Below are 25,162 nucleotides of genomic sequence, written 5' to 3'. Positions count from 1 at the left end.
AGGTAGTTCGTGAGGGTTCCACCACCGCGCCAGGAGGTTGCTGATGGCCGTTGCCGCAGTCACGACCAAGCCGCTCGACCCGACGCTCCACGACCCGTTCCGACCGATGCTCCCGTTCACCGCGCCGACGCCCAAGAAGGCGCTCCCGCCGGGCCGCCCCCGCGAGTGGTACATCGCCCACAACCGCCGCCTGAAGGCCATGCGGCTGACGATCGCGCTGCTCGACTCCGGCGTCTACCAGCCCTCCAGCGCCAGCAACCACCGCATCCGCCGCGCCGCCGAGCGCCTCGGCATCCACCCGCCGTCCGACCTCACCTGCCGCATGGTCCGCACCCTGATCCGCTACGGCCGCTGACGGCTCCGTTCCACAGGAGGCTGTGCCCCGCATCCCCTGCTCTCCGGGGGTGCGGGGCACGGCTGTCCGGCCGCCGACCGGTTGTCGGCGGTGGCTGACAGACTCCAGGCATGGCATGTCACTCGCCACCCTGACCTTCGACGACTGGTGTGCCCTGGACGGGGCCACCGCGCACCACCGCGCCGAGGAGGCCGCCCGCCAGGCGGGCGGCACCCTGGCCGAGTGGGAGAGCGACCCGGCGCGGGGCCCGGTCCCGCACCGCGCGGTGATCGAACGGGACGGGCAGCGGTTCGCCCTTATACCCGGCGGCGAGGTGCGGATCGGATTCGACGTGGCGGCGTGGATTCCGACCGCCGAACAGCTCCGCTCCTACCGCGAGGAGACCGTCGCGGGCGGCTTCGGCTTCGACGCCGGCCTCTCCGCCCACCTGGCCGAGGTCCTGACACCCCGTCGCACGGTCACCCTCCCCACCGTCCTCATGGCGGTGGAGGCCGAGTCACTGTCCGACGTGCCGTCCGAGGTCCCCGGCCTGCTCGCCACCCGGGGCCTGCGCCCGCCCACCCCCGACGAGTGGGAGCACGCCTGCGGCGCCGGCGCCGAGAACCTGTTCCGCTGGGGCGACACGTACCCCTCCCACTGCTCGCCGTACGGAGAGGGGCTCGGCCCGCACCGCCTGCCCAACGCCTTCGGCCTGTCCATCGGCCACGACGTGTACGAGGCGGAGATGACCGGCGACCCCGGCCACGTCCACGGCGGTGACGGCGGCGAGGCCGTCTGCGGCGGCTACGGCACCTTCCTGGGCCGGCTGCCCCTGGCCACCGCCAACCACAACCCCCAGGTCGCGGAGTTCCTGCACTCGCCCGACGGCGAGGACCAGTACGAGGACTTCTCCGTCCGGCCGGTCATCGAGCTGGGCTGACGGTGACGTCCGGACGGACGGACGCAGAAAGGAGCGCCGCCTCCACCCGCCGAGGGGTGGAGACGACGCTCCGTTTCGATCGGAATCCGCCCCGGGGAGACCGGGAGCCGCTCCTTAGAGGTCGAAGTACAGCTCGAACTCGTGCGGGTGCGGCCGCAGCTGGATCGGGGCGATCTCGTGGGTGCGCTTGTAGTCGATCCACGTCTCGATCAGGTCGGTGGTGAAGACACCGCCGGCCTGGAGGTACTCGTTGTCCTGCTCCAGCGCCTCGAGGACGGCCGGGAGCGAGGTCGGGACCTGCTGGACGTTGGCGTGCTCCTCCGGAGCCAGCTCGTACAGGTCCTTGTCGATCGGCTCGGCCGGCTCGATCTTGTTCTTGACGCCGTCGAGGCCGGCCATCAGGAGCGCCGCGAACGCGAGGTACGGGTTCGAGGACGGGTCCGGGGCGCGGAACTCGACGCGCTTGGCCTTCGGGTTCGAGCCGGTGATCGGGATGCGCATCGCGGCGGAGCGGTTGCGCTGCGAGTACACCATGTTGACCGGGGCCTCGAAGCCGGGGACCAGGCGGTGGTACGAGTTCACCGTCGGGTTGGTGAAGGCCAGCAGCGACGGAGCGTGCTTGAGGATGCCGCCGATGTAGTAGCGGGCCATGTCCGACAGGCCGGCGTAACCCTGCTCGTCGTAGAAGAGCGGCGTGCCGCCCTGCCACAGCGACTGGTGCACGTGCATGCCCGAGCCGTTGTCGCCGAAGATCGGCTTCGGCATGAAGGTCGCGGTCTTGCCGTTGCGCCAGGCGACGTTCTTCACGATGTACTTGAAGAGCATCAGGTCGTCGGCCGCGGCGAGCAGCGTGTTGAACTTGTAGTTGATCTCGGCCTGGCCGGCGGTGCCGACCTCGTGGTGCTGGCGCTCGACCTGGAGGCCGTTCTTGTCCAGCTCCAGGGAGATCTCGGCACGCAGGTCGGCGAAGTGGTCGACCGGCGGGGTCGGGAAGTAGCCGCCCTTGTAACGGACCTTGTACCCGCGGTTGTTCTCGACCGCACCGGTGTTCCAGGCGCCGGCCTCGGAGTCGATGTGGTAGAAGCTCTCGTTCGCCGACGTCTGGAAGCGGACGTTGTCGAAGACGTAGAACTCGGCCTCGGGACCGAAGTAGGCGGTGTCGGCGAAGCCGGTGGAGGCGAGGTACGCCTCGGCCTTCTTGGCCACGTTCCGCGGGTCACGGCTGTACTGCTCGCCGGTGATCGGGTCGTGGATGAAGAAGTTGATGTTGACCGTCTTGTCGCGGCGGAAGGGGTCCACCCGGGCGGTCGACAGGTCGGCGCGGAGCGCCATGTCGGACTCGTGGATGGCCTGGAAGCCGCGGATCGACGAACCGTCGAAGGCGAGTTCCTCGGCCGGGTCGAAGCTCGCTGCCGGGATGGTGAAGTGCTGCATCACACCGGGCAGGTCGCAGAAGCGGACGTCGATGAACTTCACGTCGTTGTCCGCGACGTACTTCTGCACTTCGTCGGCGTTCTGGAACATCCAACTCCTCCTACTCCCGGCCCGGAGGGACGGGGTTGTAGCTCGTGTGTGTCGCCAGTGCGGTGGCGCACGTTGAGGGCGACCTTAGGCAGACGGGATTTCCCAAGCATGACCCATTTGTTTCGCCCAAGTTAACCGGGCGCGCGGTGGGGGACACCCCAACGCCTCATCCCGTGCCCCGGGCGGCAGGGAACAAACCCGCTCGCAGTACCGTGGTCGGGTGGACAACAGGCAAGCAATCGGATCGTGGCTCTCCGGCCCCCAGGCCGCCGCCGAGGAGATGGGCGTCGACTTCGGCTACCGGGGCAAGCGCCTCGGCCTGCCCGAGCGGGGCCCGGGGTCCGTGGCCCCGCTCGGCCGCCGCTTCGGAGCGATCTTCATCGACTGGGCGCTGTGCCTGGTCATCGCATACGGGCTCATCGCTCCCGGTGACCAACAGGCCGCCGGTAACTGGGCGTTGCTCGTTTTCCTGGTCATGAGCCTCCTCACCGTCGGCACGCTCGGATTCACTCCCGGCAAGCGCCTGCTGCGCCTGCGGGTCGTCTCCCAGGACGGCGGCCGGTCCGGTCTGGTGCGCGTCCTCGTGCGGAGCCTGCTGCTGGTCCTGGTGATCCCGGCTCTCATCTGGGACCGCGACGGGCGCGGACTGCACGACCGGCTCTCCCGGTCCGTCCAGGTCCGCTTCTGACCTCCCTGGGAGCCCCCGGCGTAACCCTTGGCACCCCGGGGCCCGGGCTGCTCCCGCCGGCCCCGGAAGAAGGACCGGGAGCGTTCCGCCATCCGGACAACCACATCCGTACGCTGACCCGGCCCGTTCACCATGTGGACGCCGGAGGTGTGCGGGGGTGTGACCGGCCCCGCGGGCCCGTGCCCGCACCACCTGCCATGCGAAGAGGGGCGGCCCCGACCGGTCGGGTCGGGGCCGCCCCTTGATGTGAGGTGTGACGTCTGGGCGCGGACCGTGCGATCCGGTGTGCCGCGCCCGCGCGGCGAGAAAAGTGGAACCGAGAGTGCTGCGAGGTGCTGGTCAGCGCATCTTTCCGCCGCGCGGCATCCGCATGCCCTTGGGCATGGGACCCTTCGGCAGGGGCATGTTGCTCATCAGGTCGCCCATCGCCCGCAGGCGGTCGTTGGCCGCCGTGACCTGCGGACCGCTGAGGATGCGCGGGTACTTCAGCATCTTGGTGCGCACCTTCTTCAGCGGCACCTGGCCCTCGCCGTCGCCCACGATGATGTCGTGCACGGGGACGTCGACGACGATGCGTGCCATCCGCTTCTTCTCGGCGGCCAGCAGGCTCTTCACCCGGTTCGGGTTGCCCTCGGCCACCAGCACGATGCCGGCCTTGCCGACCGCGCGGTGGACGACGTCCTGGCTGCGGTTCATCGCGACCGCCGGAGTGGTGGTCCAGCCACGCCCGATCCGGTCCAGCACCGCTGCCGCGGCACCGGGCTGGCCCTCCATCTGACCGAAGGCCGCGGCCTCCGCGCGCCGTCCGAAGACGATCATCATCGCGAGGACGGCCAGGACGAAGCCCAGGATGCCCAGGTAGAGCGGGTGACCGATCGCGAAGCCGATCGCGAGGATCACGCCGAAGACGACGATTCCCAGCCCCGCGAGCACGAGGCCGATCTTCGGGTCCGACCGCCGGGTCATCTTGTAGGTCAGGGCGATCTGCTTGAGCCGCCCCGCGTTCTCGGCGCTGTCCGCGCCTTCAGTGTTTGCCTTCCTCGCCATGTACAGAAGTTTACGTGGCCGAGGAACGGTGCTCCGCAACGGCCTCCAGTACGTGCTGGGCCTCGACCCGGTCCTTGGCACGGCGGCGGTCCTCCAGGACCGCGGTCCAGGCGTTGCGGCGGGCGGTGCGCTGGCCGCCGCTCAGCAGCAGCGACTCCACGGCGCGGAGAGCGTGGGTCACGGTCGGAAGGGTGTGGGCACGTACCGGCGCGGCCTGCATCGTGTGTTCCCTCTCGGGGCGGTCCGCGCGCGGCGCGGAACGGGGTGCGGGAAACGGGCGCGACAGCGGGTTCGGCCACTGGGGCCCGTGGAACCCGGGGTCGCTGATCCGGAACTGCTCCGGGGCCGGGACCACTGGCTCCGGGACCCGGGGTCACTGCTCTGGGACCAGGGTCACATCCCGGTGTTACCAGGGCATGACCGGTCGGTCAAACACCAATGAAACCTTGATACGGGCCGTGCGCACGCCGGGGCGGCCCATACGCGTCCCCCACCTGCGGGGAGCGTACGGGCCGCCGCGTACGGGCGGTTACCGCCCGGTCATGCCTGTGCTCGGATTCACACGGACGCGGTGTGCGCGACCGTGTGGGCGTCGGCCGCGTCGCGGGCCGCCATCGCCTGCTGGAAGAGGCGTCCGGCGCGGTACGAGGAGCGGACCAGCGGACCCGACATCACACCGGAGTACCCGATCGCGTCGGCCTCGTCCTTCAGCTCCACGAACTCCTGCGGCTTCACCCAGCGCTCGACGGGGTGGTGCCGGACGGACGGGCGCAGGTACTGCGTGATCGTGATCAGCTCGCACCCGGCGTCGTGCAGGTCCTGGAGCGCCTCGCTGACCTCCTCACGGGTCTCGCCCATGCCGAGGATCAGGTTCGACTTGGTCACCAGACCGGCCTCGCGGGCCCGCGTGATGACTTCGAGCGAACGCTCGTACCGGAAGCCCGGGCGGATGCGCTTGAAGATCCGGGGGACCGTCTCGACGTTGTGCGCCAGCACCTCGGGACGCGAGGAGAAGACCTCGGCCAGCTGCGCGGGCTCGGCGTTGAAGTCGGGGATCAGCAGCTCGACCTTGGTTCGGCCCGCCTCGCGGCCGTCCGTCAGCGCGTGGATCTGGCGGACGGTCTCCGCGTACAGCCACGCACCGCCGTCCTCCAGGTCGTCGCGGGCGACGCCGGTGATGGTGGCGTAGTTCAGGTCCATCGTGACGACGGACTCGCCGACCCTGCGGGGCTCGTCACGGTCCAGCGCCTGCGGCTTGCCCGTGTCGATCTGGCAGAAGTCGCAGCGCCGGGTGCACTGGTCACCGCCGATGAGGAAGGTCGCCTCGCGGTCCTCCCAGCATTCGAAGATGTTGGGACAGCCCGCCTCCTGGCAGACCGTGTGCAGCCCCTCGCTCTTCACGAGCTTCTGCAACTGGTTGTACTCGGGGCCCATCTTCGCCCGGGTTTTGATCCACTCGGGCTTGCGCTCGATGGGGGTCTGGCTGTTCCGGACCTCCAGGCGCAGCATCTTGCGCCCGTCGGGTGCGACAGCGGACACTCCGGCACTCCCCTTTGCTTTCACTGCATTGGAATCTTCGGCGAACACCAGGGTACGCCCGTCATTCGCACGGCCTTACGTCCGGCCAACCTGTGGCCGACGGGGGCTATTCCCCGTACGGCCGAACCGCGCGGGCGGCTCACGTCCCCGGGAGCCCGTACGGCAGCCCCCGGACCGCGCCGGTCAGGCGGTCGCGGGAGCGGCCGCCACCTCGCGAGGCGCGAGCTCCGCGTTCTCCAGGACGTCGCGCAGGTGCTTCTCGACGACCGGGAGGACCTCCGCGATCGTGAGGTCGCGCCCCAGCTCGTACGCGAGCGAGGTCACCCCCGCGTCGCGGATGCCGCACGGCACGATGCGGTCGAAGGAGGTGTTGTCGGGGTTCACGTTCAGCGCGAAGCCGTGCATCGTGACGCCCTTGGCGACCCGGATGCCGATGGCGGCCAGCTTGCGGTCCTCGCGGCGCTGTCCGGCGTTGGAGGGCGCGTACTCGGGGCCGTTGAGCCGCGGGTCGAACTCCTCGTCGGTCAGCCGGGGGTCGAAGTCCAGCGACAGGCCGCCGAGCGACGGCCGCTGCTCGACCGGGTCGCCCAGCACCCAGACCCCGCTGCGGCCCTCGACCCGGCTGGTCTCCACGCCGAACTCGGCGGCGGTGCGGATCAGCGCCTCCTCCAGTCGGCGCACGTGCGCCACGACGTCGACGGGGCGCGGCAACTTCTGGATCGGGTAGCCGACGAGCTGGCCCGGACCGTGCCAGGTGATCTTGCCGCCGCGGTCCACGTCGATGACCGGGGTGCCGTCCAGGGGCCGCTCGCTGTCGGTGGTGCGCCGCCCCGCCGTGTAGACGGACCGGTGCTCCAGCAGGAGGCAGGTGTCGGGGACGGTGTCCTCGAACCGCGCGGCGTGCAGCTCGCGCTGCTCCTGCCAGGCCTCCGTGTACTCGACGGCCTCCGGGCCGAAACCCAGCCGGACAAATCGCAGCTCGCTCACGGCGATGCCTCCCTACTCGTGGTGACGGGGAGCCCGGAGGGATGCCTCCCGCCCGTCGTCACCGTGCACGGAGCGCGGTCACCGTGCACACTGATCGCGCCCGAATCACTGTACGACCGTCCAGGACCGGACCGTCGGGCAGGTCATTTCGTCAGCGTGATCGGTACTCCTCACACGATCGGATGAACGTGGAGCGAACGCCGCCGGGGCCGCTCCCTGGGCCGCTAAATTCGCGCCGTTCCCCAAGGGCTGCCACGCCCGGCCCAGGCAAGGCAGGAGACCGCACCGCAGATGTCGGAACGACCCCCGCAGCGCACCCCGCACCCCCCGAACCGCAGACTCGCCGCACTCATCGCGGAGGCTGGCTTCTCCCACGCGGGCCTGGCCCGACGGGTGGACCAACTGGGGCTGGAGCACGGCCTCGACCTGCGGTACGACAAGACCTCGGTGACCCGCTGGCTGCGCGGCCAGCAACCACGCGGAACCACCCCCGCCCTGATCGCCGAGGTCTTCACCCGGCGCCTCGGCCGCCGGCTCACCGCCCAGGACCTCGGCCTGGACGCCTGCGCGCCCGTCTACGCCGGCCTGGAGTTCGCCTCGACCCCGGCCGAGGCCGTCGACATCGTCAGCGGACTCTGGCGCAAGGACTCGGGCAACCAGGCGGACCTCCGCAAGATCGCCTTCACCCCGGCCGGACTCGTGGTACCCAGCCGGGACTGGCTGATCGGCCAGGCCGACGAGTCCGTCTCCCGGGGCGGCCTCCCGGCCCCGGCCACCGGAGCCTTCGAAGACGCGGGGTCCCACGGCGAGAGCGCCCGGCCGGGACGAGCCGGTTCCGCCCCCGCCACCGGCCCGCTCCGGGACACGAGGGCAGGCACCCGGACGGGCACCCTGCCCGGACCGGGCGGCGCCGGAAACCCCGGGCCCCCTGCGCCCGGCTCGCCCGTGACCCCCGCAGCCCAGGGCCCCGGGACCTCCGCCGGGGGCGCCCGGATCGGCGTCCAGCGCCCCGCCCCGGGCCACGGGCCCGGTCGCACCCACGTATCCGGCCCCGACGGGAGCACGGGTACGGCCGCCGCCGGCCCCCCGCGCCCGGCGGTGCCCCGCCAGCGGCAGACCGAGCGGGCCTCCGGCCAGCGCGTGGGCAACGGCGACGTGGCGGCCCTGCGCTCGGTCGGCGAACTCTTCCGCTCGCTCGACCACGCCTACGGGGGCGGACACGCCCGCCAGGCCCTGATCCGGTACCTGGAGCACGAGACCGAGCCCATGCTCCGGGGCCACTACACCGAGACGACCGGTCGCCGGCTCTTCGCAGCGACGGCCGACCTGACCCGGCTGGCGGGCTGGACCTCGTACGACATCGCCGCGCACGGACTGGCCCAGCGGTACTTCGTCCAGGCCCTGCGCCTCGCCCAGGCCGCCGGGGACCGGGCGTACGGCAGCTACGTGCTGATCACGATGAGCCGGCAGGCCGTCTACCTCGGGCACGGCCGCGAGGCCGTCCAGCTCGCCCGGGTGGCCCAGCAGGGGGTGGGCTCCGCCGCGGCCCCGGCCGTCCAGGCGCTGCTGCACGCGGTGGAGGCGCGCGGGCACGGCGTGCTCGGGGACGCGCGGGCGTGCGCCGTATCGCTGGCGCGCGCGGAACGCTCCCTGGAGGCCGCCCGCCCAGGCGACGAGGCGCCGCACTGGGCCCGGAACTTCGACGAGGCCCAGTTCGCCGACGAGCTCGCGCACTGCCACCGCGACCTCCAGCAGTACCGCGCCGCCGCTCTGCACGCGGAGCGCTCGCTCCAGTTGCGCGCGCCCGCGTACGCCCGGAGCAGGCTTTTCTGCCGGGTCGTCCTCGCCTCGGCCCGGCTCGGGCTCGGCGAGCTCGACCAGGCGTGTCTGCTGGGCGCCGAGGCGGCCCAGCAGGCACGCGAGATGCGGTCGGTCCGGGCGACGGAGTACGTACGCGAGTTCGAGCGCAAGCTGGAGCCCTACCGCGACGCGGCGGCCGTGCGCGGATACCGCGAGCAGATCGCGGCCCTCGGCTGACGGAGGCGGCCCGCCGCCCCGGCCCCGCAGAGCCGGGGAGGTGCTCAGGCGGCCCCCGACAGCGTGGTCCCCGGCTCCGGCAGGAACCCGGAACCCGCCCGGAGGTCGGCCAGGATCGCCTCCGCCGCGCGGCGGCCCGAGTGCAGGGCGCCCCGCAGGGTGCTGGTGTCCCGGTGGTCGCCGCACACGTACAGACCGGCGAGCACCCGCACCGGGCGGCTCGGATCGTGCGGCGGCGCCATCACCGGGACCGCTTCGGCGGTGTGATGGGTGGCCAGCAGCTCCCAGTCGTCCGTGGGCGTCCCGTACAGCGCCGCCAGATGACCGCGCACCGCGCGGTCCAGACCGGGCGGCGGGGTGCCGAGCACCGCGGAGGTGATCAGCGCGCGGTCCCGCGGCGCCCGGGTGGGATCGATCTCGCTCATCACCGCCGAGTACGCGACCGGACCCGCCCCGCCCGCCTCCAGCACCAGCGAGGCGCCCGTCCGGGGAGCCTCCGGGGCCGCGTGGTGGACCACCGTCACCGGGTGGAAGCCGGGCACCCGCAGACCGGGCAGCAGCTCGGCGGCGGACCCCGCGCCGGTGGCCACCAGCAGCGCACGGCAGCTCAGCTCGCCGTGCTCCTTGGTGCGCACCGAGGTGGTGTCGGCCGCCGTCACCTGGACGTTCGTGCGCACGGTGTCCGGCGGCAGCGTGGACGCCAGCAGCTCCGGCAGTGCCGCCGAACCGCCCTCCGGTACGCGGAGCCGGCCGCGCGCCCAGTCGCGCAGGACCAGTTCCGCGATCCGGCTCGACGCCCGCAGCTCCGGATCGCTCAGCAGCGCGGCGAGCAGCGGCCGGAGGAAACCGTCGACGGAACGGGCCGGCAGCCCGCGCGCCGCGAGGGCCGCCTCCGCCGCCCGGTCGGGCTTGGCCATGATGCGGGCCGTGGACGTGTTGGCCAGCCGCGCCAGCGACGCTCCGAGCCGGGCGCGGTCGAGTGCCTCGCCGACCGCCCCTCCGCGGCCGGCCGGGGCGGCACGGTCGCCGCCCACCGGGGCGCTCGAACGGGCGCGCACGGGTTTGAACGCGCCCCTGGTGCTTCGTACGCCACCGGCGCGATAGCGGCGCCCGGCGTTGTGGACCACGACCGCCGGATCGAACTCGCGGAGCACCAGGGGCGCCAGCCCCGGTATGTCCCCGAACTCCTCCGGCACGCTGCCGAGCAGCGGACCGAGACGGTCGAGCCGGAACCCGTCCACCTCGTCCGTGGCCAGCCTGCCGCCGACGCGCGGTGTCGCCTCCAGGACGCTGACGTTCACCCCCGCCCGTACGAGAAGGTGGGCGGCTGACAGGCCGGCTGTACCGGCTCCGATGATGACCACGTCCGCGTGGTGTGCAGGCTTGCGCACATGCCCTCCCCGAGTCGTGCGAGCGGTGGGAGGCTCATGCCCCCGACTGACTCCCGGAATGCCCGAGTTCGCCAAAGAGGCTAGGAGGATGGCCGATACCTGGACAGTGGCCCGGCCGAAGGTGCCGGTGCACGGGGTCGCACGGGCCCGCCCACCGGCCTCGCGCATGTGCCCTGGGCACGGGCCCCGCCCACCGGCCGCGCGTGCGGGTGCCCGGGCGGCGGGCGCCTCAGCCCAGGGCCGCGCGGATCGCGCTGTCGACGCCGGGGAAGGCGAAGGCGAAACCCGAGTCCAGCAGCTTGCGCGGGACCACCCGCTGACTGCCCAGCACGTCCTCGGCGAAGTCGCCCAGCGCGAGGCGGAGCGCCGGGGCGGGGGCCGTGAAGAGGGTGGGCCGGTGCAGCACCCGCCCCATCGCCGCCGTCACCTCCGCGTTGGTGACCGGATCGGGTGCGGTGAGGTTCACCGGCCCGGACAGGGTGTCCGTGTCGAGCAGATGGCGCAGGGCGGCGACGTGGTCGTGCAGCGCGATGAAGCTCCAGTACTGACGGCCGTTGCCGAGCCGCCCGCCCAGCCCGGCCTTGAACAGCGGGAAGAGCTTCCCCCAGGCGCCTCCGCCCGAGGCGACGACCAGCCCGGTGCGCGCGTGCACGGTCCGGACGCCGGCCTCCTCGGCGGGAGCCGTGGCGGCCTCCCACTCCTCGCACACCGAGGGCAGGAACCCCTCGCCGGGCGGGGCGCTCTCGTCGACCGCCCGGTCACCGGTGTCGCCGTAGTAGCCGATCGCGGAACCCGAGACCAGGACCTTCGGCGGGGTGTCCAGGGAGGCGAGGGCCTCCGCGACCGCAGCCGTGCCCAGCACCCGGCTGTCCCGGATCTCCTTCTTGTACGCCTCGGTCCACCGGTGGTCCCCGACCCCCGCACCCGCCAGGTGGACCACCGCGTCGCAGCCGACCAGCCCCGCCGCGTCGACGTATCCCCGGTGCGGGTCCCACTGGACCTCGTCACCCTCCTTCGCGGGCCGGCGCACCAGGCGGGCGACCTCGTGCCCGTCGGCCCGCAGCGAGCGCACGAGCGCCGCTCCGATGAGTCCGGTCGATCCGGTGACGGCGATACGGGAGTGCTCCATGGGCTCATCCTGCCCCATGGATCCTGACCGTGGACCGCCCGGACACGCATGGCACAGTGACGCCCATGTCCTCGCTCCGCCTTCACGCCATACGTCCGGCGCTGCCCTCCGACGAGCCCGCGCTCGCCGTGCTCGACCGGGAGACCTGGTCCACCCTGCACGCCGTGCAGCCCCGCCCGCAGCCGCCGTACCCGCCGTTCTTCGACGAGCGCCACCCGCCCCGCGACATCCTCGTGGCCGAGACGGTGCCCGAGAGCGGGCCGGAGGGCGGGCGCGTCGCCCAGGGAGCCCCGCGCATGGCCGGATACCTCCGCCTGGTCGGGCCCACCCCGCTCGCCTGCCACCAGCACGTCCGGCAGATCCAGGGCCTCGCCGTCGACAACCGGGCGCGCGGGCTGGGCATCGGGCGGGCGCTGCTGCGCGCCGCGTTCACCGAGGCGCGCCGCCAGGGCGCCAACCGGATCACCCTGCGCGTCCTCGGCCACAACACGCCGGCCCGCGCGCTCTACGCCTCCGAGGGGTTCGCCGTGGAGGGCGTGCTGCCGGGCGAGTTCTTCCTGAACGGCGGGTACGTCGACGACGTGCTGATGGGGCGCGCGCTCTGAGGGCCGGTGGCGACGCCTGAGTGGCGTGCGAGCCGCTCAGCCCTCGCCGAACCGCTCCCACAGCGCCGGCAGCCGCGCCGCCAGCACGTCGTCGTTCTCGAAGGAGAACGGCACCCCGGCCGGTTCGCGGGCCTGCGGAGGAAGCCCCAGGTCCGGCGAGACGACGCCGGTGAGCTGCTCGTACGCCTCGTCGGCCGCGTAGCCCAGCTCCTCGCCGTCCCCGTCGACCTCCTCGTCGAAGTCGTCCAGGAGCTCGGCGAGATCGTCCGGGTCCTGGAGCGCGCCCTCGAACACCTCCCGGCCCTGGCCGATCAGCCAGCACCGGAAGTAGTCGAAGGCGTCGTCGCTCGCGCCGCCGAGCAGGAGGGCGGCGGCGCCCCACAGGTCCCAGCGGTACGCGCGGTGGTAGCGGGCCTCGAAGTGCCGGGCGAAGTCGAGCACGGTCTCGGGGTCCAGCCGCACCAGCCGTTCCACGAGCAGCTCGGCGTGCTCCTCGGGATCGCCCTCGGCGGCCTCGCGGGTGCTGTCGATGAGCTCCCAGAACTCCGTCTCGTCCATCACGGGTCCAGCATCGGCCGAGGCGGCGGCCCCCGCACGCGGAGCCTTCTACCGGTAGAGGCCGTGCATCCGGGCCGCCGCCTCGCGGAAGCGGGCGCGCAGCGCGGCCGGTGCGAGCACCTCCGCCTCGGCGCCCAGCGCCAGCAACTGCTCGTACGCCACCTCCGGCGACTCCACCGGCAGGGTGACCGTCCACCGCCCCTCGCCGTCCGGCGGTCCGGCGGCGGCCAGCGCCTCCTCGGCCGCGGTCCGGTCCACCAGGTGCGGGAGGCGCCGCGCGCCCGCACCGGAGATCCGTACGGTCACCTCGGTACGGAGCAGGGAGCGGGCGAACCGTGCGGAGCGGGCGGCCCAGAACCCGGCCAGGTCGAAACCGGCGTCGCGCTCGAACCGGCCGCCGTCCGCCTCGACCGAGACGAACCGGTCGACCCGGTACACCCGGAACCCGCCCTGGGCGGAAGGGGCGTCGGCCGGGTGCCCGACCCGGGCGCAGAGGTACCAGACGCCCGCCTTCAGTACGAGGCCGTACGGCAGCAGGGCCCGGTCCACCTCGGCGCCGTCCCGGAGGTAGCGCGCCCGGACCGTGAGGTCGTCGCGGACGGCCTCCGCCACGACGGGCAGCAGCGCCGGGGCGACCGGCTCCTGGAACCAGCCCGGGGCGTCCAGATGGAAGCGCCGGGCCACCGTGTCCGGGGCGTCCCGCAGCGAGGGTGCCAGGGCGGCGGCCACTTTGAGGCGGGCGGCGGACGCGGCGTCCTGGAGACCCAGATCGCGCAGGGCGGTGGGCAGCCCCGAGAGGAACAGCGCCTCGGCCTCGCCCCGGGCGAGGCCGGTGAGGCGGGTGCGGTAGCCGTCGACCAGGTGATAGCCACCCGTCCGGCCGCGCTCCGCGTACACCGGGACGCCCGCCTCGGAGAGGGCGGCGGCGTCCCGTGCGACGGTCCGCTCCGACACCTCCAGCTCCGCCGCCAGCTCGGCCGCGGTCATCCCGGGACGGGACTGGAGGAGCAGCACCATGGTGATCAGTCGGGCCGCGCGCATGGCTCCATTCTCGTCGACGCGCGGGACCGGCGAGACCGGCGGGCCCTGCCGGGCACACGGGAAACGCCCTGGCCCCTCCGGTGTTCCGGAGGGGCCAGGGCGTTCAGGGCAAGGGTGTCAGGGCCTGCGGATCAGAGTCCGTAGCGCTCCCGGGCCTCCTTGATCGCGGAGGCCGGGATCTCGCCGCGCCTGGCGAGCTGGGCCAGGGCCGCGACGACGACCGACTGCGCGTCGACACCGAAGTGGCGGCGGGCGGCGTCACGGGTGTCGGAGAGGCCGAAGCCGTCCGTACCGAGCGAGGACCAGTCCTGCTCCACCCACTGGCTGATCTGGTCCGGAACCTGGCGCATCCAGTCGCTGACCGCGAGCACCGGGCCGGGGGCACCGGCGAGCGCCTGCGTCACGTACGGCACCCGCTCCTCGCCCCGGAGCAGCGCGGCGTCGGCCTCCAGCGCGTCGCGGCGCAGCTCGCCCCACGAGGTGGCGGACCAGACGTCGGCGGTGACGCCCCAGTCGGCGGCCAGCAGCTCCTGGGCCTCCAGGGCCCAGTGGATGGCGGTACCGGAGGCCAGCAGCTGCAGGCGCGGCGCGTCGGCCTTGGCCGGCGTGCCCTCCTTGAAGCGGTACAGGCCCTTGACGATGCCCTCCTCGATGCCTTCCGGCATCGCGGGCTGCGGCTTCGGCTCGTTGTAGACCGTCAGGTAGTAGAAGACGTTGGAGTCCTCGCCCTCGACGGGCTCGCCGTACATCCGGCGCAGACCCTCCTTGACGATCACCGCGATCTCGTACGCGAAGGCCGGGTCGTAGTTGAGCGACGCCGGGTTCGTGGCCGCGATCAGGTGCGAGTGGCCGTCCGCGTGCTGGAGGCCCTCACCCGTCAGGGTCGTACGGCCGGCCGTGGCGCCGACGATGAAGCCCTTGCCGAGCTGGTCGGCGAGCTGCCACATCTGGTCGCCGGTCCGCTGCCAGCCGAACATCGAGTAGAAGATGTAGAACGGGATCATCGTCTCGCCGTGCGTCGCGTACGACGTGGACGCGGCGATGAAGTCCGCCATGGAGCCGGCCTCGGTGATCCCCTCGTTGAGGATCTGGCCGTCCTTGGCCTCCTTGTAGTACATCAGCTGGTCGCGGTCGACCGGCTCGTACGTCTGGCCCAGCGGCGAGTAGATGCCGGCCGACGGGAAGAGCGACTCCATGCCGAAGGTACGGGCCTCGTCCGGGACGATCGGAACCCAGCGCTTGCCGGTCTCCTTGTCCCGCATCAGGTCCTTGGCGAGGCGGACGAAGGCCATGGTGGTGGCCATCTCCTGCTTGCCGGAGCCCTTCTTCAGCGCGGCGAACGCGCGCTCCTCGGGCTGCGGCAGGGCCGCGGCGTGCACCCGGCGGGCGGGGGCGGGGCCACCGAGGGCCGCGCGGCGCTCCTGGAGGTAGCGGACCTCGGGGGAGTCGGCGCCGGGGTGACCGTAGGGCACCACGCCGCTCTCGAAGGCGCTGTCCGGGATCGGCAGGCCGAGCAGCTCGCGCATGTCCTTGAACTCGTCCAGGGACAGCTTCTTCATCTGGTGGTTGGCGTTCTTGGACTCGAAGCCCTTGCCGAGCGTGAAGCCCTTCACCGTCTGGGCGAGGATCACGGTCGGGCCGCCCTTGTGCTCCAGGGCCGCCTTGTACGCCGCGTAGACCTTGCGGGCCTCGTGGCCGCCGCGCGAGGTGTAGAAACACTCGGCGATCTTCGCGTCGGTGAGCAGCTTCGCCAGCTCGACGAGCGCGGGCTCGGCGCCGAAGAAGTGCTCACGGATGTACGCGACGTCACGGGTGGCGTACGTCTGGAACTGCGCGTCCGGGACCTCGCGGAGGCGGCGGACCAGCGCACCGGTGGTGTCGAGCTGGAACAGCTCGTCCCACGCGTTGCCCCAGAGCGTCTTGACGACGTTCCAGCCGGCCCCGCGGAAGGCGCCTTCCAGCTCCTGGACCACGCGGAAGTTGGCGCGGACCGGGCCGTCGAGACGCTGCAGGTTGCAGTTGATGACGAAGGTCAGGTTGTCGAGACCCTCACGGGCGGCGAGCGCCAGGGCGGCCGTCGACTCGGGCTCGTCCATCTCGCCGTCGCCCAGGAAGGCCCAGACGTGCGAGTTCGACGTGTCCTTGATGTTGCGGTTGGCCAGGTAGCGGTTGAAGCGTGCCTGGTAGATCGCCGACAGCGGGCCGAGGCCCATCGACACGGTGGGGAACTCCCACAGCCAGGGCAGACGCCGCGGGTGCGGGTAGGACGGCAGGCCGTCGCCGCCCGACTCCTGACGGAAGTTGTCGAGCTGCTGCTCGCTCAGCCGGCCGTCGAGGAAGGCGCGGGCGTAGATGCCGGGGGAGGCGTGGCCCTGGATGTAGAGCTGGTCACCGGAGCCGTCCCCCTCCTTGCCGCGGAAGAAGTGGTTGAAGCCCGTCTCGTACAGCCAGGCCGCCGAGGCGAACGTGGCGATGTGACCGCCGACGCCGTACTTCGCCCCGCGGGTCACCATGGCCGCCGCGTTCCAGCGGTTCCACGCGGTGATGCGGGATTCCATCTCCAGGTCGCCGTCGAACTCGGGCTCGGCCGCGGTCGGGATGGAGTTGACGTAGTCGGTCTCCAGCAGCTTGGGCAGCGCGAGACCGGCGCCTTCGGCGTGTTCGAGCGAACGCCTCATCAGGTACGCGGCGCGATGCGGCCCCGCGGCCTTGGTCACGGCGTCCAGAGAGGCCGCCCATTCGGCGGTCTCTTCGGGGTCGCGGTCCGGGAACTGGTCGAGTTCGCTCGGACGCTTTCCTACGGGGTCGGTCATGATCGCCGCCTTCCGGAGTGGGAGGGGGTGGAGAAGTCCCTGGCTGGCAGGACAGGGCGACGGGCCGGTGGGCCCGCCGAGAACTGTAAATCCCTGATCGATGATCGATCAAAGGGTTGAAAGGGAAAACTTCTCGATATGAAGAAAATGGCATGGGGTGCCGCCAAATGGGGCACGGAGTGACGGGATAAAGCGGGGTAAAACGGCCACCGATTGCTCGGAAGAGCGGCAGCGGTGACAGATGGGAAACCTGACGGCAACGCGGGCGTGAGAAACAACAAGTACGCCTCCGGCCGTCGAACACCGGGGTGAGCGGTACGGACGACCCCTGCGGCAGTTTCCCGGGCGCGCGGGCAGGGGACTTGGGCGTGCGGACAAGGGGACCTCGCGCGCGCGGCCAGGGGATCCTCACGCGCGCGGCCAAGGGATCCTCACGCGCGCGGCGCGCAGCCCAGGACGTGCGCCTTGACCAGCGGGCCGATCTGCGGGTCCTGCCGCGTGAACGCGTCGATGAGCGCCTCGTGCTCCTCCGCGTACGACTTCTGCACCGTGCCCAGCCACCGGATCGACAGGGCCGTGAACACCTCGATGCCCAGCCCTTCCCAGGTGTGCAGCAGCACCGCGTTGCCGGCCGCCCGCACCAGTTCCCGGTGGAAGCCCACCGTGTGGCGCACCTGCGCCTCCCCGTCGGCCGCCCGGTCGGCCTCGTAGAGGGCCGTCACGTGCGGCTGGAGGGCCGAGCAGTCGCCCCCGAGGGCGGGGGCCGCAAGCTCCGCCGCGATCTGCTCCAGGCCCGCACGCACGGGGTAGCTCTCCTCCAGGTCGGCGGCCGTGAGGTTGCGGACCCGGACGCCCTTGTTGGGCGCCGACTCGATCAGCCGCAGCGTCTCCAGCTCACGCAGCGCCTCGCGCACCGGTGTCTGGCTGACCTCCAGCTCGGTGGCGATCCGCCGCTCCACGATGCGCTCGCCCGGCTTCCAGCGCCCGCTGACTATCCCGTCCACGATGTGCTCGCGGATCTGCTCGCGCAGCGAGTGGACGACGGGCGGGGTCATGAGGTGCTCCTTCGGGCGAACCGGTGCCGCGGGGACCGGCCACGGTCGCTGAGGCCCGTGGTGTTGACCGGCAGTGACCGCCGGATACCCCCTAGACAATACGGCGGCGCCCCCGCCCGGGAGGTGGTCCGGACGGGGGCGCCGCTGGTGAGGCTCGTTACAGCCGGGTCGTTCAGAGGCCGAGCTCGACCTCGAACTCACCGGCCTCCAGGATCGCCTTGACCGCGGTCAGGTAACGGGCGGCGTCCGCGCCGTCCACCAGACGGTGGTCGTAGGAGAGCGACAGGTACGTCATGTCACGGATGCCGATGACGGTGCCCTCGGCGGTCTCGATGACGGCCGGGCGCTTCACCGTGGCACCGATGCCCAGGATGGCGGCCTGGTTCGGGGGCACGATGACGGTGTCGAACAGCGCACCGCGCGAACCGGTGTTGCTGATGGTGAAGGTGGCACCCGACATGTCGTCCGGGGTGAGGCCGCCACCGCGGGCCTTGCCGGCCAGCTCGGCGGTCTTCTTCGAGATACCGGCGATGTTCAGGTCGCCCGCACCCTTGATGACCGGGGTCATCAGACCCTTCTCGGCGTCCACGGCGATGCCGATGTTCTCCGAGTCGAAGTACGTGATGGTGCCCTCGTCCTCGTTGATCCGGGCGTTGATGACCGGGTGGGCCTTCAGCGCCTGGGCCGCCGCCTTCACGAAGAACGGCATCGGGGACAGCTTGACGCCCTCGCGGGCGGCGAACGCGGCCTTCGCCTGGTTGCGCAGCTTCATCAGCTTGGTGATGTCGACCTCGACGACCGAGGTCAGCTGGGCCTGCGAGTGCAGCGCCTTCATCATGTTCTCGCCGATGACCTTGCGCATGCGGGTCATCTTGACGGTCTGACCGCGCAGCGGCGACGCCTCCAGCTTCGGCGCCTTGGCGGCGGCCGGAGCGGCGGCGGGGGCCGGAGCCGGAGCGGCTGCGGCGGCCTTGGCGGCCTCCGCGGCGGCGACGACATCCTGCTTGCGGATACGGCCACCGACGCCGCTGCCCTTCACCGCGCCCAGGTCGACGCCGTTCTCCGAAGCGAGCTTGCGGACCAGCGGTGTGACGTACGCGCCGTCGTCACCGGAGGTCGCGACCGGGGTGACCGGGGCGGGGGCGGCGACCGGAGCCGGAGCCGGAGCGGCGGCCACGGGCGCCGGGGCGGCGGGCGCCGCCGGGGCCGGGGCAGCCGGGGCGGGAGCAGCGGCGGCCGGGGCCGGAGCGGGGGCAGCGGCCGGAGCCGGGGCAGCGGCCGGAGCCGGGGCGGCGGCCGGAGCCGGGGCGGCGGCCGGGGCAGCGCCCTTGGCGCCGATGACGGCCAGCTTGGCGCCGACCTCGGCGGTCTCGTCCTCACCGACGACGATCTCCAGCAGCACGCCGGAGACCGGGGCGGGGATCTCGGTGTCGACCTTGTCCGTGGAGACCTCGAGCAGGGGCTCGTCCTCCGTGACCTCCTCGCCGACCTCCTTCAGCCAGCGGGTGACGGTGCCCTCGGTGACGCTCTCACCGAGCGCCGGCAGGGTGACGTCGGTGCCTTCGGCGGAGGTCGCGCCGGCGGTCGCCTCGGCGGTCGGGGCCGGCGCGGGGGCCTCGGTCTCGGTCGACGGGGCGATCGGGGCCTCGGTGGCGGGCGCGGCGGCCGGAGCGGCAGCCTCGGCCGGAGCGGCAGCCTCGGCCGGAGCCGCCGCGGGGGCGCCCGAGCCGTCGTCGATGACGGCCAGCTCGGCGCCGACCTCGACGGTCTCGTCCTCGGCGACCTTGATGGAGGCCAGCACACCGGAGACGGGGGAGGGGATCTCGGTGTCGACCTTGTCGGTCGAGACCTCGAGCAACGGCTCGTCAGCCTCGACGCGCTCGCCCTCGGCCTTCAGCCAACGGGTGACAGTGCCCTCGGTGACGCTCTCGCCGAGCGCCGGAAGGGTTACGGAAACCGACATGGTTTCGGTTGCTCCTTACGAATTGCGGAAGTGGTCGGTCGTCGCCCGGGACTGGATCAGTCGTGGGAGTGGAGCGGCTTGCCGGCCAGCGCGAGGTGGGCCTCGCCCATGGCCTCGTTCTGGGTCGGGTGGGCGTGGATGAGCTGCGCGACCTCGGCCGGCAGCGCCTCCCAGTTGTAGATCAGCTGTGCTTCGCCGACCTGCTCGCCCATGCGGTCGCCGACCATGTGGACGCCGACCACGGCACCGTCCTTGACCTGGACGAGCTTGATCTCGCCCGCGGTCTTCAGGATCTTGCTCTTGCCGTTGCCCGCCAGGTTGTACTTGAGGGCGACGACCTTGTCCGCGCCGTAGATCTCCTTGGCCTTGGCCTCGGAGATGCCGACGGAGGCGACCTCGGGGTGGCAGTACGTCACCTTCGGCACACCGTCGTAGTCGATCGGGACGACCTTCAGGCCGGCCAGCCGCTCCGCGACGAGGATGCCCTCGGCGAAACCGACGTGCGCGAGCTGGAGGGTCGGGGCGAGGTCGCCCACGGCCGAGACGGTGGGCACGTTGGTCTGCATGTACTCGTCGACGAGGACATAGCCGCGGTCCATCGCGACGCCGGCCTCCTCGTAACCGAGGCCCTGCGACACCGGGCCGCGGCCGATCGCGACCAGCAGCACCTCGGCCTCGAAGGTCTTGCCGTCGGCGAGGGTCACGCGCACGCCGTCCTGCGTGTACTCGGCCTTGTCGAAGAAGGTGCCGAGGTTGAACTTGATGCCGCGCTTGCGGAACGCGCGCTCCAGAAGCTTCGAGCTGTTCTCGTCCTCGACCGGGACCAGGTGCTTCAGGCCCTCGACGATGGTCACGTCGGTGCCGAAGGACTTCCACGCCGAGGCGAACTCGACGCCGATGACGCCGCCGCCGAGCACGATGGCCGACTTCGGGACACGGTCCAGCTTCAGCGCGTGGTCCGAGGAGATGATGCGGTTGCCGTCGATCTCCAGGCCCGGCAGCGAGCGCGGCACGGAGCCGGTCGCCAGCACGATGTGGCGGCCCTGGATGCGCTCGCCGTTCACGTCCACCGAGGTCGGGGACGACAGGCGGCCCTCACCCTCGACGTAGTGCACCTTGCGCGAGGCGATGAGACCCTGCAGGCCCTTGTACAGGCCGGAGATCACTTCGTCCTTGTACTTGTGGACGGCCTCGATGTCGATGCCCTCGAAGGTGGCCTTGACACCGAACTGCTCGGCCTCGCGCGCCTGGTCGGCGATCTCGCCGGCGTGCAGCAGCGCCTTGGTCGGGATGCAGCCGTTGTGCAGGCAGGTACCGCCGACCTTGCCCTTCTCGATCAGGGCGACGTCCAGGCCCAGCTGCGCTCCGCGCAGGGCCGCGGCGTAACCGCCACTGCCACCGCCGAGGATCACTAGGTCGAAAACGGTGCTGGCGTCGTTCGCCACGTCACGTCCTCCATGCATGTGCGCCGTACGCCGGGCCCCGTGGGGTGTGACCGGCCGGTCGGCTGGTGTTCGGCCGCTTGAGTCGTTCGGCCCTGTGGTGGGGGCCCTGTCCTGCCGAGAACCCATCTTCGCACTTGTTGACCGTCGGCGGGACGCGGGGCCCGGTCCGGACTGGGCCCCGCAGGTCCCGGGACCGGTCGCTTCCGCGTAGAAACGTATGGATTCAGCCGAGTTCGTCCAGAGCGAAACCCCGCAGGGACGCGTCCGTCCCCGTTCGAACGGCGCACGCAATGCGTACAGCCCCGGACATCCGCCCGGGGCTGTACGACTTTGGTCACAGAGGACCGGCGGGTGGTCAGCCCAGGTCGCCGTCGGCGGTGCGCTCCGCGAGACGGATCAGGGTGCGGACCGAGGAGCCGGTGCCGCCCTTGGGGGTGTAGCCGTAGGGCGCGCCCTCGTGGAAGGCCGGGCCCGCGATGTCCAGGTGCGCCCAGGCGATGCCCTCGCCGACGAACTCCTTGAGGAACAGACCGGCCACCAGGCCGCCGCCCATCCGCTCGCCCATGTTGGCGATGTCGGCGGTCGGGGAGTCCATGCCCTTGCGCAGGTCGGCGGGGAGCGGCATCGGCCAGGACGCCTCGCCGACCTCCTCGGCGATCTCGTGGATCGCCGTACGGAAGGCGTCGTCGTTGGCCATGATGCCGAAGGTGCGGTTGCCCAGCGCCAGCACCATCGCGCCGGTCAGGGTCGCCACGTCGACGATCGCGTCGGGGGCCTCCTCGGAGGCGCGGGTCAGCGCGTCGGCGAGGACGAGCCGGCCCTCGGCGTCCGTGTTGAGGACCTCGACGGTCTTGCCGCTGTACATGCTCAGCACGTCACCCGGGCGGGTGGCGTTGCCGCCGGGCATGTTCTCCGCGAGTGCCAGCCAGCCGGTGACGTTGACGCGCAGGCCGAGACGGGACGCGGCGATGACGGTGGCGAACACGGCGGCGGCGCCGCTCATGTCGCACTTCATCGTCTCGTTGTGGCCGGCCGGCTTGAGCGAGATGCCGCCCGAGTCGTAGGTGATGCCCTTGCCGACCAGGGCCAGGGTCTTCTCCGCCTTCGGGTGCGTGTAGGCGAGCTTCACCAGGCGGGGTCCGTGGACGGCGCCCTGGCCGACGCCGACCAGGCCGCCGTAGCCGCCCTTGACCAGGGCCTTCTCGTCGAGCACCTGGACCTTGATGCCGTGCTCCTTGCCCGCGGCGGCGGCCACGGCGGCGAAGGACTCGGGGAAGAGGTCGTTCGGCGGGGTGTTGATCAGGTCGCGGGCGCGGTTGATCTCCTCCGCCACGGCGACGGCGCGCTCGGCGGCGGCCTTGAACGCCTTGTCGCGCGGCTTGGCGCCGAGCACGGCCACCTCGGCGAGCGCCTGCTTGGGGCCGTTGGCCTTGGCCGGCTTGGGAGCGAGCCTGTTCTCGCCGCGCTGGTAGGCGGTGAAGGCGTAGGCGCCGAGCAGGGCGCCCTCGGCGACCGCGCCGGCGTCCTCCACGGTCGAGGCCGGCAGGGCGAAGCCGGCCTTCTTCGCGCCACCCAGGGCGCGGGCGGCGGAACCGGCGGCGCGGCGCAGGATCTCGGAGTCGTAGGCGTCGTCCGAGTCCGGGACGGTGCCCAGGCCGACGGCGATGACGACCGGCGCCTTGAGGCCGCCGGCGGCGGGGACCTTGATGAGTTCGCCCTCGGCACCGGTGGCACCCAGGGTCTCCAGGACGGCGGCGAGCTTTCCGCCGAAGGCCTTGTCCACGGCCTCGGCGCCCGGTGCGAGCACCGGACCCTTGGAGCCCTTGGCGAGACCGACGACGAGTGCGTCGGCGCGCAGCGTCGCCGCGCCTGCGGTGCTGAGAGTGAGAGCAGTCACGGTGGTGAATTCTCGCTTCCGTTGAGTAACTGGATCGGTCGAGGGGGTGGGGCCGACCGTGCCCGGCGCATCGTAGATGTGCCCGTTGTGCGCAGGGAACGAGCCTACGCGCGCCGTTTTTGCCGTTTCACGCCGGTGTTCACCGTCCGGGAGGCGCCCGGCGGGCGTCCGGCCCGGTCGACGCGGCGTGCGGGACGAACCAGCCGGTCACATAGGGTTGTTGGCGAAGGCAGGGCAAATGGTGCGCCGGGGTGTGTGCGGCGGACAGGGATACGGGAACGGGGTCGGGGAACCGTGTACGGGACGAGACTGGGCCGGCCGGTGGCGGCCGCCCTCCTGATGGTGTCTCCGCTGCTCTCCGGCTGCACCTCGGGAGAACCCCCGCACGCCCCGGCGGGCCGCCCCGCCGCCGCTTCCGCGGACGCGGCGGACCCGGCCGCCGGACGCTGGCGCCCCCGGCCCGGCCTGGACTGGCAGTGGCAGCTCTCCGGGCGGCTCGACCCCACGGTGGACGTCCCGGTGTACGACATCGACGGCTTCGACCACGACGCCGCCGTGGTCGCCGGACTGCACGGCCGGGGCAGCAAGGTCGTCTGCTACCTCTCCACCGGCGCCCACGAGGACTTCCGCCCGGACGCCGACGCCTTCCCGGCGGCCCTGCTCGGCAAGGGCAACGGCTGGGACGGCGAGCGCTGGCTCGACGTCAGGCGCACCGACCTCCTGGGACCCCTGATGGAGACCCGGATCGCGATGTGCGCCGAGAAGGGCTTCGACGCCGTGGAACCGGACAACATGGACGGCTACCGCAACGACACCGGCTTCCCGCTCACGGCCGCCGATCAGCTGGCGTACAACCGGCTGATCGCCCGTATCGCCCACCGCCACGGCCTGGCGGTCGGCCTGAAGAACGACCTGGACCAGATCCCCGCCCTCGAACCGGACTTCGACTTCGCGGTGAACGAGCAGTGCGCCCAGTACGAGGAGTGCGAGGAGCTGGTCCCGTTCGTCGAGGCGGACAAGGCCGTCTTCCACGTCGAGTACGAGCTGCCGGCCGCCGCGTTCTGCGCCCGCTCGCGCGAACTCGGGCTCAGCTCGCTGGAGAAGAAGTACGAGCTCGGCGCCTGGCGCAGGAGCTGCGCGACGGACGCGGGGGAGTCCACGGCGCCCTGACCCGGCCGTTCGGCCCGTACGACCCCTCGGTCCCCGGGCGGCCGTACGGCCCGTACGACCCCTCGGACCCCGTACCGGCCGTACGGCCGGTACGGCCTCCCGGGCCTCACCCCGGCCGCTGCCCGCACGGGCCGCCCGGCCCCGGGCCTCCCGTCAGCCGAGCACCAGCCCCACCAGTGCCGCCGTCGCCGCCGTCTCCTCCACCGCGCCGAACACGTCCCCCGTCACCCCGCCGAACCGCCGCACGCAGTGCCGCAGCAGCACCTCGGACGCCCCGAGGGCCAGCAGCGCGGCGAGCGCGTGGTGCACGGCCCCGCCCACCCCGGACACCGCTCCGGCCGCTCCGCAGGCCGCGACGGCGACCACCGCGACCAGGGCCGCCCCCAGCCGCGGGACCGTGCCGGCCACCGCCGCGCCCAGCCCCTCCGGGCGGGCGGCCGGGACACCGCGGCGCGAGGCCAGGGTCAGGGCCAGACGGGCGGCGACGCCGGACACCACCGCTCCCGCCGCGCCCTGCTCCCAGCCCCGCCCGTACAGCTCGTCACCGGCGGCGACCTGGGCCAGCAGCACGAGGAGCAGGGTGATCACGCCGAACGGCCCGATGTCCGACTGCTTCATGATCCGCAGCGCGTCCTCGGCCGGTCTGCCGCTGCCGAGCCCGTCCGCCGTGTCCGCGAGCCCGTCCAGATGGAGGCCCCGGGTGAGTACGGCCGGTACGGCGGCGGAGGCGACCGCGGCGAGCAGCGGACCCGCGCCGGCCAGCAGTGCCAGCGAACCGGGCACCGCCGCGAGCAGCCCCACCACGAGCCCGGCGAGCGGCGCGCGGAGCATGCCCGCACGGGCGGTGTCACGGTCCCAGCGGGTGACGCGGACGGGGAGCACGGTGAGCGTGCCGAAGGCGAAGCGGAGGCCATGGCTGTTCAGGGAGGTCACCGCGAGCACGGTAGTGCGTGCGCAACGCCTTTCGATCGGACAAGATGTGACGAATCCGCACAGGAG

The 25,162-nt window shown here is 72.3% G+C and carries 21 protein-coding genes; 6 read left to right on the top strand and 15 right to left on the bottom strand.

The features are described 5' to 3' along the window. Positions 1-43 precede the first annotated feature (43 nt). The gene (locus ACFZAX_RS19210; RefSeq protein ID WP_390962860.1) at positions 44-355 is read left to right on the top strand and encodes a hypothetical protein; all 312 of its coding nucleotides are present in this window, start codon (positions 44-46) and stop codon (positions 353-355) included. 115 nt (positions 356-470) lie between these two features. Further along, positions 471-1,274, top strand: coding sequence for a hypothetical protein (locus tag ACFZAX_RS19205; protein ID WP_390962858.1), 804 nt, complete (start codon positions 471-473; stop codon positions 1,272-1,274). Between the two features lie 114 nt (positions 1,275-1,388). Here ACFZAX_RS19205 and glnA read toward each other — a convergent pair whose 3' ends face one another. Next, complete coding sequence (gene glnA / locus ACFZAX_RS19200) at positions 1,389-2,798, bottom strand: type I glutamate--ammonia ligase (protein ID WP_390962856.1); 1,410 nt, start codon at positions 2,796-2,798, stop codon at positions 1,389-1,391. Positions 2,799-3,018: 220 nt separating this feature from the next. Between glnA and ACFZAX_RS19195 the strand changes: the two genes are divergently transcribed. Then, positions 3,019-3,486: an RDD family protein gene (locus ACFZAX_RS19195; protein WP_390962854.1), complete on the top strand. Its 468-nt coding sequence runs from the start codon at positions 3,019-3,021 to the stop codon at positions 3,484-3,486. Positions 3,487-3,825: 339 nt separating this feature from the next. Here ACFZAX_RS19195 and ACFZAX_RS19190 read toward each other — a convergent pair whose 3' ends face one another. The 4 genes from ACFZAX_RS19190 to lipB all read right to left on the bottom strand — a co-directional run bounded on the left by ACFZAX_RS19190 (position 3,826) and on the right by lipB (position 7,059). After that, positions 3,826-4,533, bottom strand: a complete 708-nt coding sequence (locus ACFZAX_RS19190) for a DUF4191 domain-containing protein (protein WP_327175343.1) — start codon at positions 4,531-4,533, stop codon at positions 3,826-3,828. 10 nt (positions 4,534-4,543) lie between these two features. After that, positions 4,544-4,753: a hypothetical protein gene (locus tag ACFZAX_RS19185; protein ID WP_390962852.1), complete on the bottom strand. Its 210-nt coding sequence runs from the start codon at positions 4,751-4,753 to the stop codon at positions 4,544-4,546. 338 nt (positions 4,754-5,091) lie between these two features. Further along, on the bottom strand, positions 5,092-6,072 hold the full coding sequence (lipA, locus tag ACFZAX_RS19180; protein WP_390962850.1) for a lipoyl synthase: 981 nt from the start codon (positions 6,070-6,072) through the stop codon (positions 5,092-5,094). Between the two features lie 183 nt (positions 6,073-6,255). Then, entirely contained in the window at positions 6,256-7,059 is an 804-nt protein-coding gene (gene lipB / locus ACFZAX_RS19175; protein WP_390962848.1) for a lipoyl(octanoyl) transferase LipB, read from the bottom strand. Between the two features lie 291 nt (positions 7,060-7,350). On the opposite strand from lipB, the gene ACFZAX_RS19170 reads away from it, so the two are divergent. Further along, positions 7,351-9,096: a regulator gene (locus ACFZAX_RS19170; RefSeq protein ID WP_390962846.1), complete on the top strand. Its 1,746-nt coding sequence runs from the start codon at positions 7,351-7,353 to the stop codon at positions 9,094-9,096. A 44-nt stretch (positions 9,097-9,140) separates the two neighbouring features. Here the strand turns inward: ACFZAX_RS19170 and ACFZAX_RS19165 are convergent, their stop codons facing one another. Both ACFZAX_RS19165 and ACFZAX_RS19160 read right to left on the bottom strand, forming a co-directional pair. Then, the gene (locus ACFZAX_RS19165; RefSeq protein WP_390962844.1) at positions 9,141-10,487 is read right to left on the bottom strand and encodes an FAD-dependent oxidoreductase; all 1,347 of its coding nucleotides are present in this window, start codon (positions 10,485-10,487) and stop codon (positions 9,141-9,143) included. Between the two features lie 229 nt (positions 10,488-10,716). After that, positions 10,717-11,616 (bottom strand): TIGR01777 family oxidoreductase, encoded by a 900-nt coding sequence (locus ACFZAX_RS19160; protein WP_390962842.1) that lies wholly within the window; start codon positions 11,614-11,616, stop codon positions 10,717-10,719. A gap of 65 nt (positions 11,617-11,681) precedes the next feature. Between ACFZAX_RS19160 and ACFZAX_RS19155 the strand changes: the two genes are divergently transcribed. Then, entirely contained in the window at positions 11,682-12,221 is a 540-nt protein-coding gene (locus ACFZAX_RS19155; protein WP_390962840.1) for a GNAT family N-acetyltransferase, read from the top strand. 36 nt (positions 12,222-12,257) lie between these two features. Here the strand turns inward: ACFZAX_RS19155 and ACFZAX_RS19150 are convergent, their stop codons facing one another. The 7 genes from ACFZAX_RS19150 to ACFZAX_RS19120 form a co-directional block, all read right to left on the bottom strand. Next, on the bottom strand, positions 12,258-12,779 hold the full coding sequence (locus tag ACFZAX_RS19150) for a DUF4240 domain-containing protein (RefSeq protein WP_390963032.1): 522 nt from the start codon (positions 12,777-12,779) through the stop codon (positions 12,258-12,260). A 48-nt stretch (positions 12,780-12,827) separates the two neighbouring features. After that, positions 12,828-13,820, bottom strand: a complete 993-nt coding sequence (locus ACFZAX_RS19145; RefSeq protein ID WP_390962838.1) for a WYL domain-containing protein — start codon at positions 13,818-13,820, stop codon at positions 12,828-12,830. Between the two features lie 131 nt (positions 13,821-13,951). Then, a complete protein-coding gene (gene aceE, locus ACFZAX_RS19140) occupies positions 13,952-16,633 on the bottom strand; it encodes a pyruvate dehydrogenase (acetyl-transferring), homodimeric type (RefSeq protein WP_390962836.1) in 2,682 nt (893 codons plus the stop codon). A 431-nt stretch (positions 16,634-17,064) separates the two neighbouring features. Further along, positions 17,065-17,688 carry an FCD domain-containing protein gene (locus tag ACFZAX_RS19135; protein WP_390962834.1) on the bottom strand — a complete coding sequence of 208 codons (624 nt, stop codon included), beginning with the start codon at positions 17,686-17,688 and terminating at the stop codon, positions 17,065-17,067. A 172-nt stretch (positions 17,689-17,860) separates the two neighbouring features. Then, positions 17,861-19,651, bottom strand: coding sequence for a 2-oxoglutarate dehydrogenase, E2 component, dihydrolipoamide succinyltransferase (gene sucB, locus ACFZAX_RS19130; RefSeq protein ID WP_390962832.1), 1,791 nt, complete (start codon positions 19,649-19,651; stop codon positions 17,861-17,863). A 56-nt stretch (positions 19,652-19,707) separates the two neighbouring features. Further along, positions 19,708-21,096 carry a dihydrolipoyl dehydrogenase gene (lpdA, locus tag ACFZAX_RS19125; protein WP_390962830.1) on the bottom strand — a complete coding sequence of 463 codons (1,389 nt, stop codon included), beginning with the start codon at positions 21,094-21,096 and terminating at the stop codon, positions 19,708-19,710. Between the two features lie 355 nt (positions 21,097-21,451). After that, positions 21,452-22,993: a leucyl aminopeptidase gene (locus ACFZAX_RS19120; RefSeq protein WP_390962828.1), complete on the bottom strand. Its 1,542-nt coding sequence runs from the start codon at positions 22,991-22,993 to the stop codon at positions 21,452-21,454. Positions 22,994-23,332: 339 nt separating this feature from the next. Between ACFZAX_RS19120 and ACFZAX_RS19115 the strand changes: the two genes are divergently transcribed. Further along, a complete protein-coding gene (locus ACFZAX_RS19115) occupies positions 23,333-24,163 on the top strand; it encodes an endo alpha-1,4 polygalactosaminidase (RefSeq protein ID WP_390963030.1) in 831 nt (276 codons plus the stop codon). A gap of 153 nt (positions 24,164-24,316) precedes the next feature. On the opposite strand, the gene ACFZAX_RS19110 is transcribed toward ACFZAX_RS19115, so the two are convergent. Continuing rightward, complete coding sequence (locus tag ACFZAX_RS19110; protein ID WP_390962825.1) at positions 24,317-25,096, bottom strand: adenosylcobinamide-GDP ribazoletransferase; 780 nt, start codon at positions 25,094-25,096, stop codon at positions 24,317-24,319. Between the last annotated feature and the right edge of the window lie 66 nt (positions 25,097-25,162).

This window comes from Streptomyces sp. NPDC008125 (assembly GCF_042957125.1).
Taxonomy (GTDB): Bacteria; Actinomycetota; Actinomycetes; order Streptomycetales; family Streptomycetaceae; genus Streptomyces.
The sequence above is the reverse complement of the archived record's forward strand: the minus strand, read 5'-3'. Positions and strand labels throughout refer to the sequence as shown.

What these genes read in the sequence shown, in the direction of transcription:
- ACFZAX_RS19210 (WP_390962860.1), top strand. Translation starts at nt 44, where the DNA reads ATGGCCGTTGCCGCAGTCACGACCAAGCCGCTCGACCCGACGCTCCAC.
- ACFZAX_RS19205 (WP_390962858.1), top strand. Translation starts at nt 471, where the DNA reads ATGTCACTCGCCACCCTGACCTTCGACGACTGGTGTGCCCTGGACGGG.
- glnA (WP_390962856.1), bottom strand. Translation starts at nt 2,798, where the DNA reads ATGTTCCAGAACGCCGACGAAGTGCAGAAGTACGTCGCGGACAACGAC.
- ACFZAX_RS19190 (WP_327175343.1), bottom strand. Translation starts at nt 4,533, where the DNA reads ATGGCGAGGAAGGCAAACACTGAAGGCGCGGACAGCGCCGAGAACGCG.
- ACFZAX_RS19185 (WP_390962852.1), bottom strand. Translation starts at nt 4,753, where the DNA reads ATGCAGGCCGCGCCGGTACGTGCCCACACCCTTCCGACCGTGACCCAC.
- ACFZAX_RS19170 (WP_390962846.1), top strand. Translation starts at nt 7,351, where the DNA reads ATGTCGGAACGACCCCCGCAGCGCACCCCGCACCCCCCGAACCGCAGA.
- ACFZAX_RS19160 (WP_390962842.1), bottom strand. Translation starts at nt 11,616, where the DNA reads ATGGAGCACTCCCGTATCGCCGTCACCGGATCGACCGGACTCATCGGA.
- ACFZAX_RS19155 (WP_390962840.1), top strand. Translation starts at nt 11,682, where the DNA reads ATGTCCTCGCTCCGCCTTCACGCCATACGTCCGGCGCTGCCCTCCGAC.
- ACFZAX_RS19150 (WP_390963032.1), bottom strand. Translation starts at nt 12,779, where the DNA reads ATGGACGAGACGGAGTTCTGGGAGCTCATCGACAGCACCCGCGAGGCC.
- ACFZAX_RS19145 (WP_390962838.1), bottom strand. Translation starts at nt 13,820, where the DNA reads ATGCGCGCGGCCCGACTGATCACCATGGTGCTGCTCCTCCAGTCCCGT.
- aceE (WP_390962836.1), bottom strand. Translation starts at nt 16,633, where the DNA reads ATGACCGACCCCGTAGGAAAGCGTCCGAGCGAACTCGACCAGTTCCCG.
- ACFZAX_RS19135 (WP_390962834.1), bottom strand. Translation starts at nt 17,688, where the DNA reads ATGACCCCGCCCGTCGTCCACTCGCTGCGCGAGCAGATCCGCGAGCAC.
- sucB (WP_390962832.1), bottom strand. Translation starts at nt 19,651, where the DNA reads ATGTCGGTTTCCGTAACCCTTCCGGCGCTCGGCGAGAGCGTCACCGAG.
- ACFZAX_RS19115 (WP_390963030.1), top strand. Translation starts at nt 23,333, where the DNA reads ATGGTGTCTCCGCTGCTCTCCGGCTGCACCTCGGGAGAACCCCCGCAC.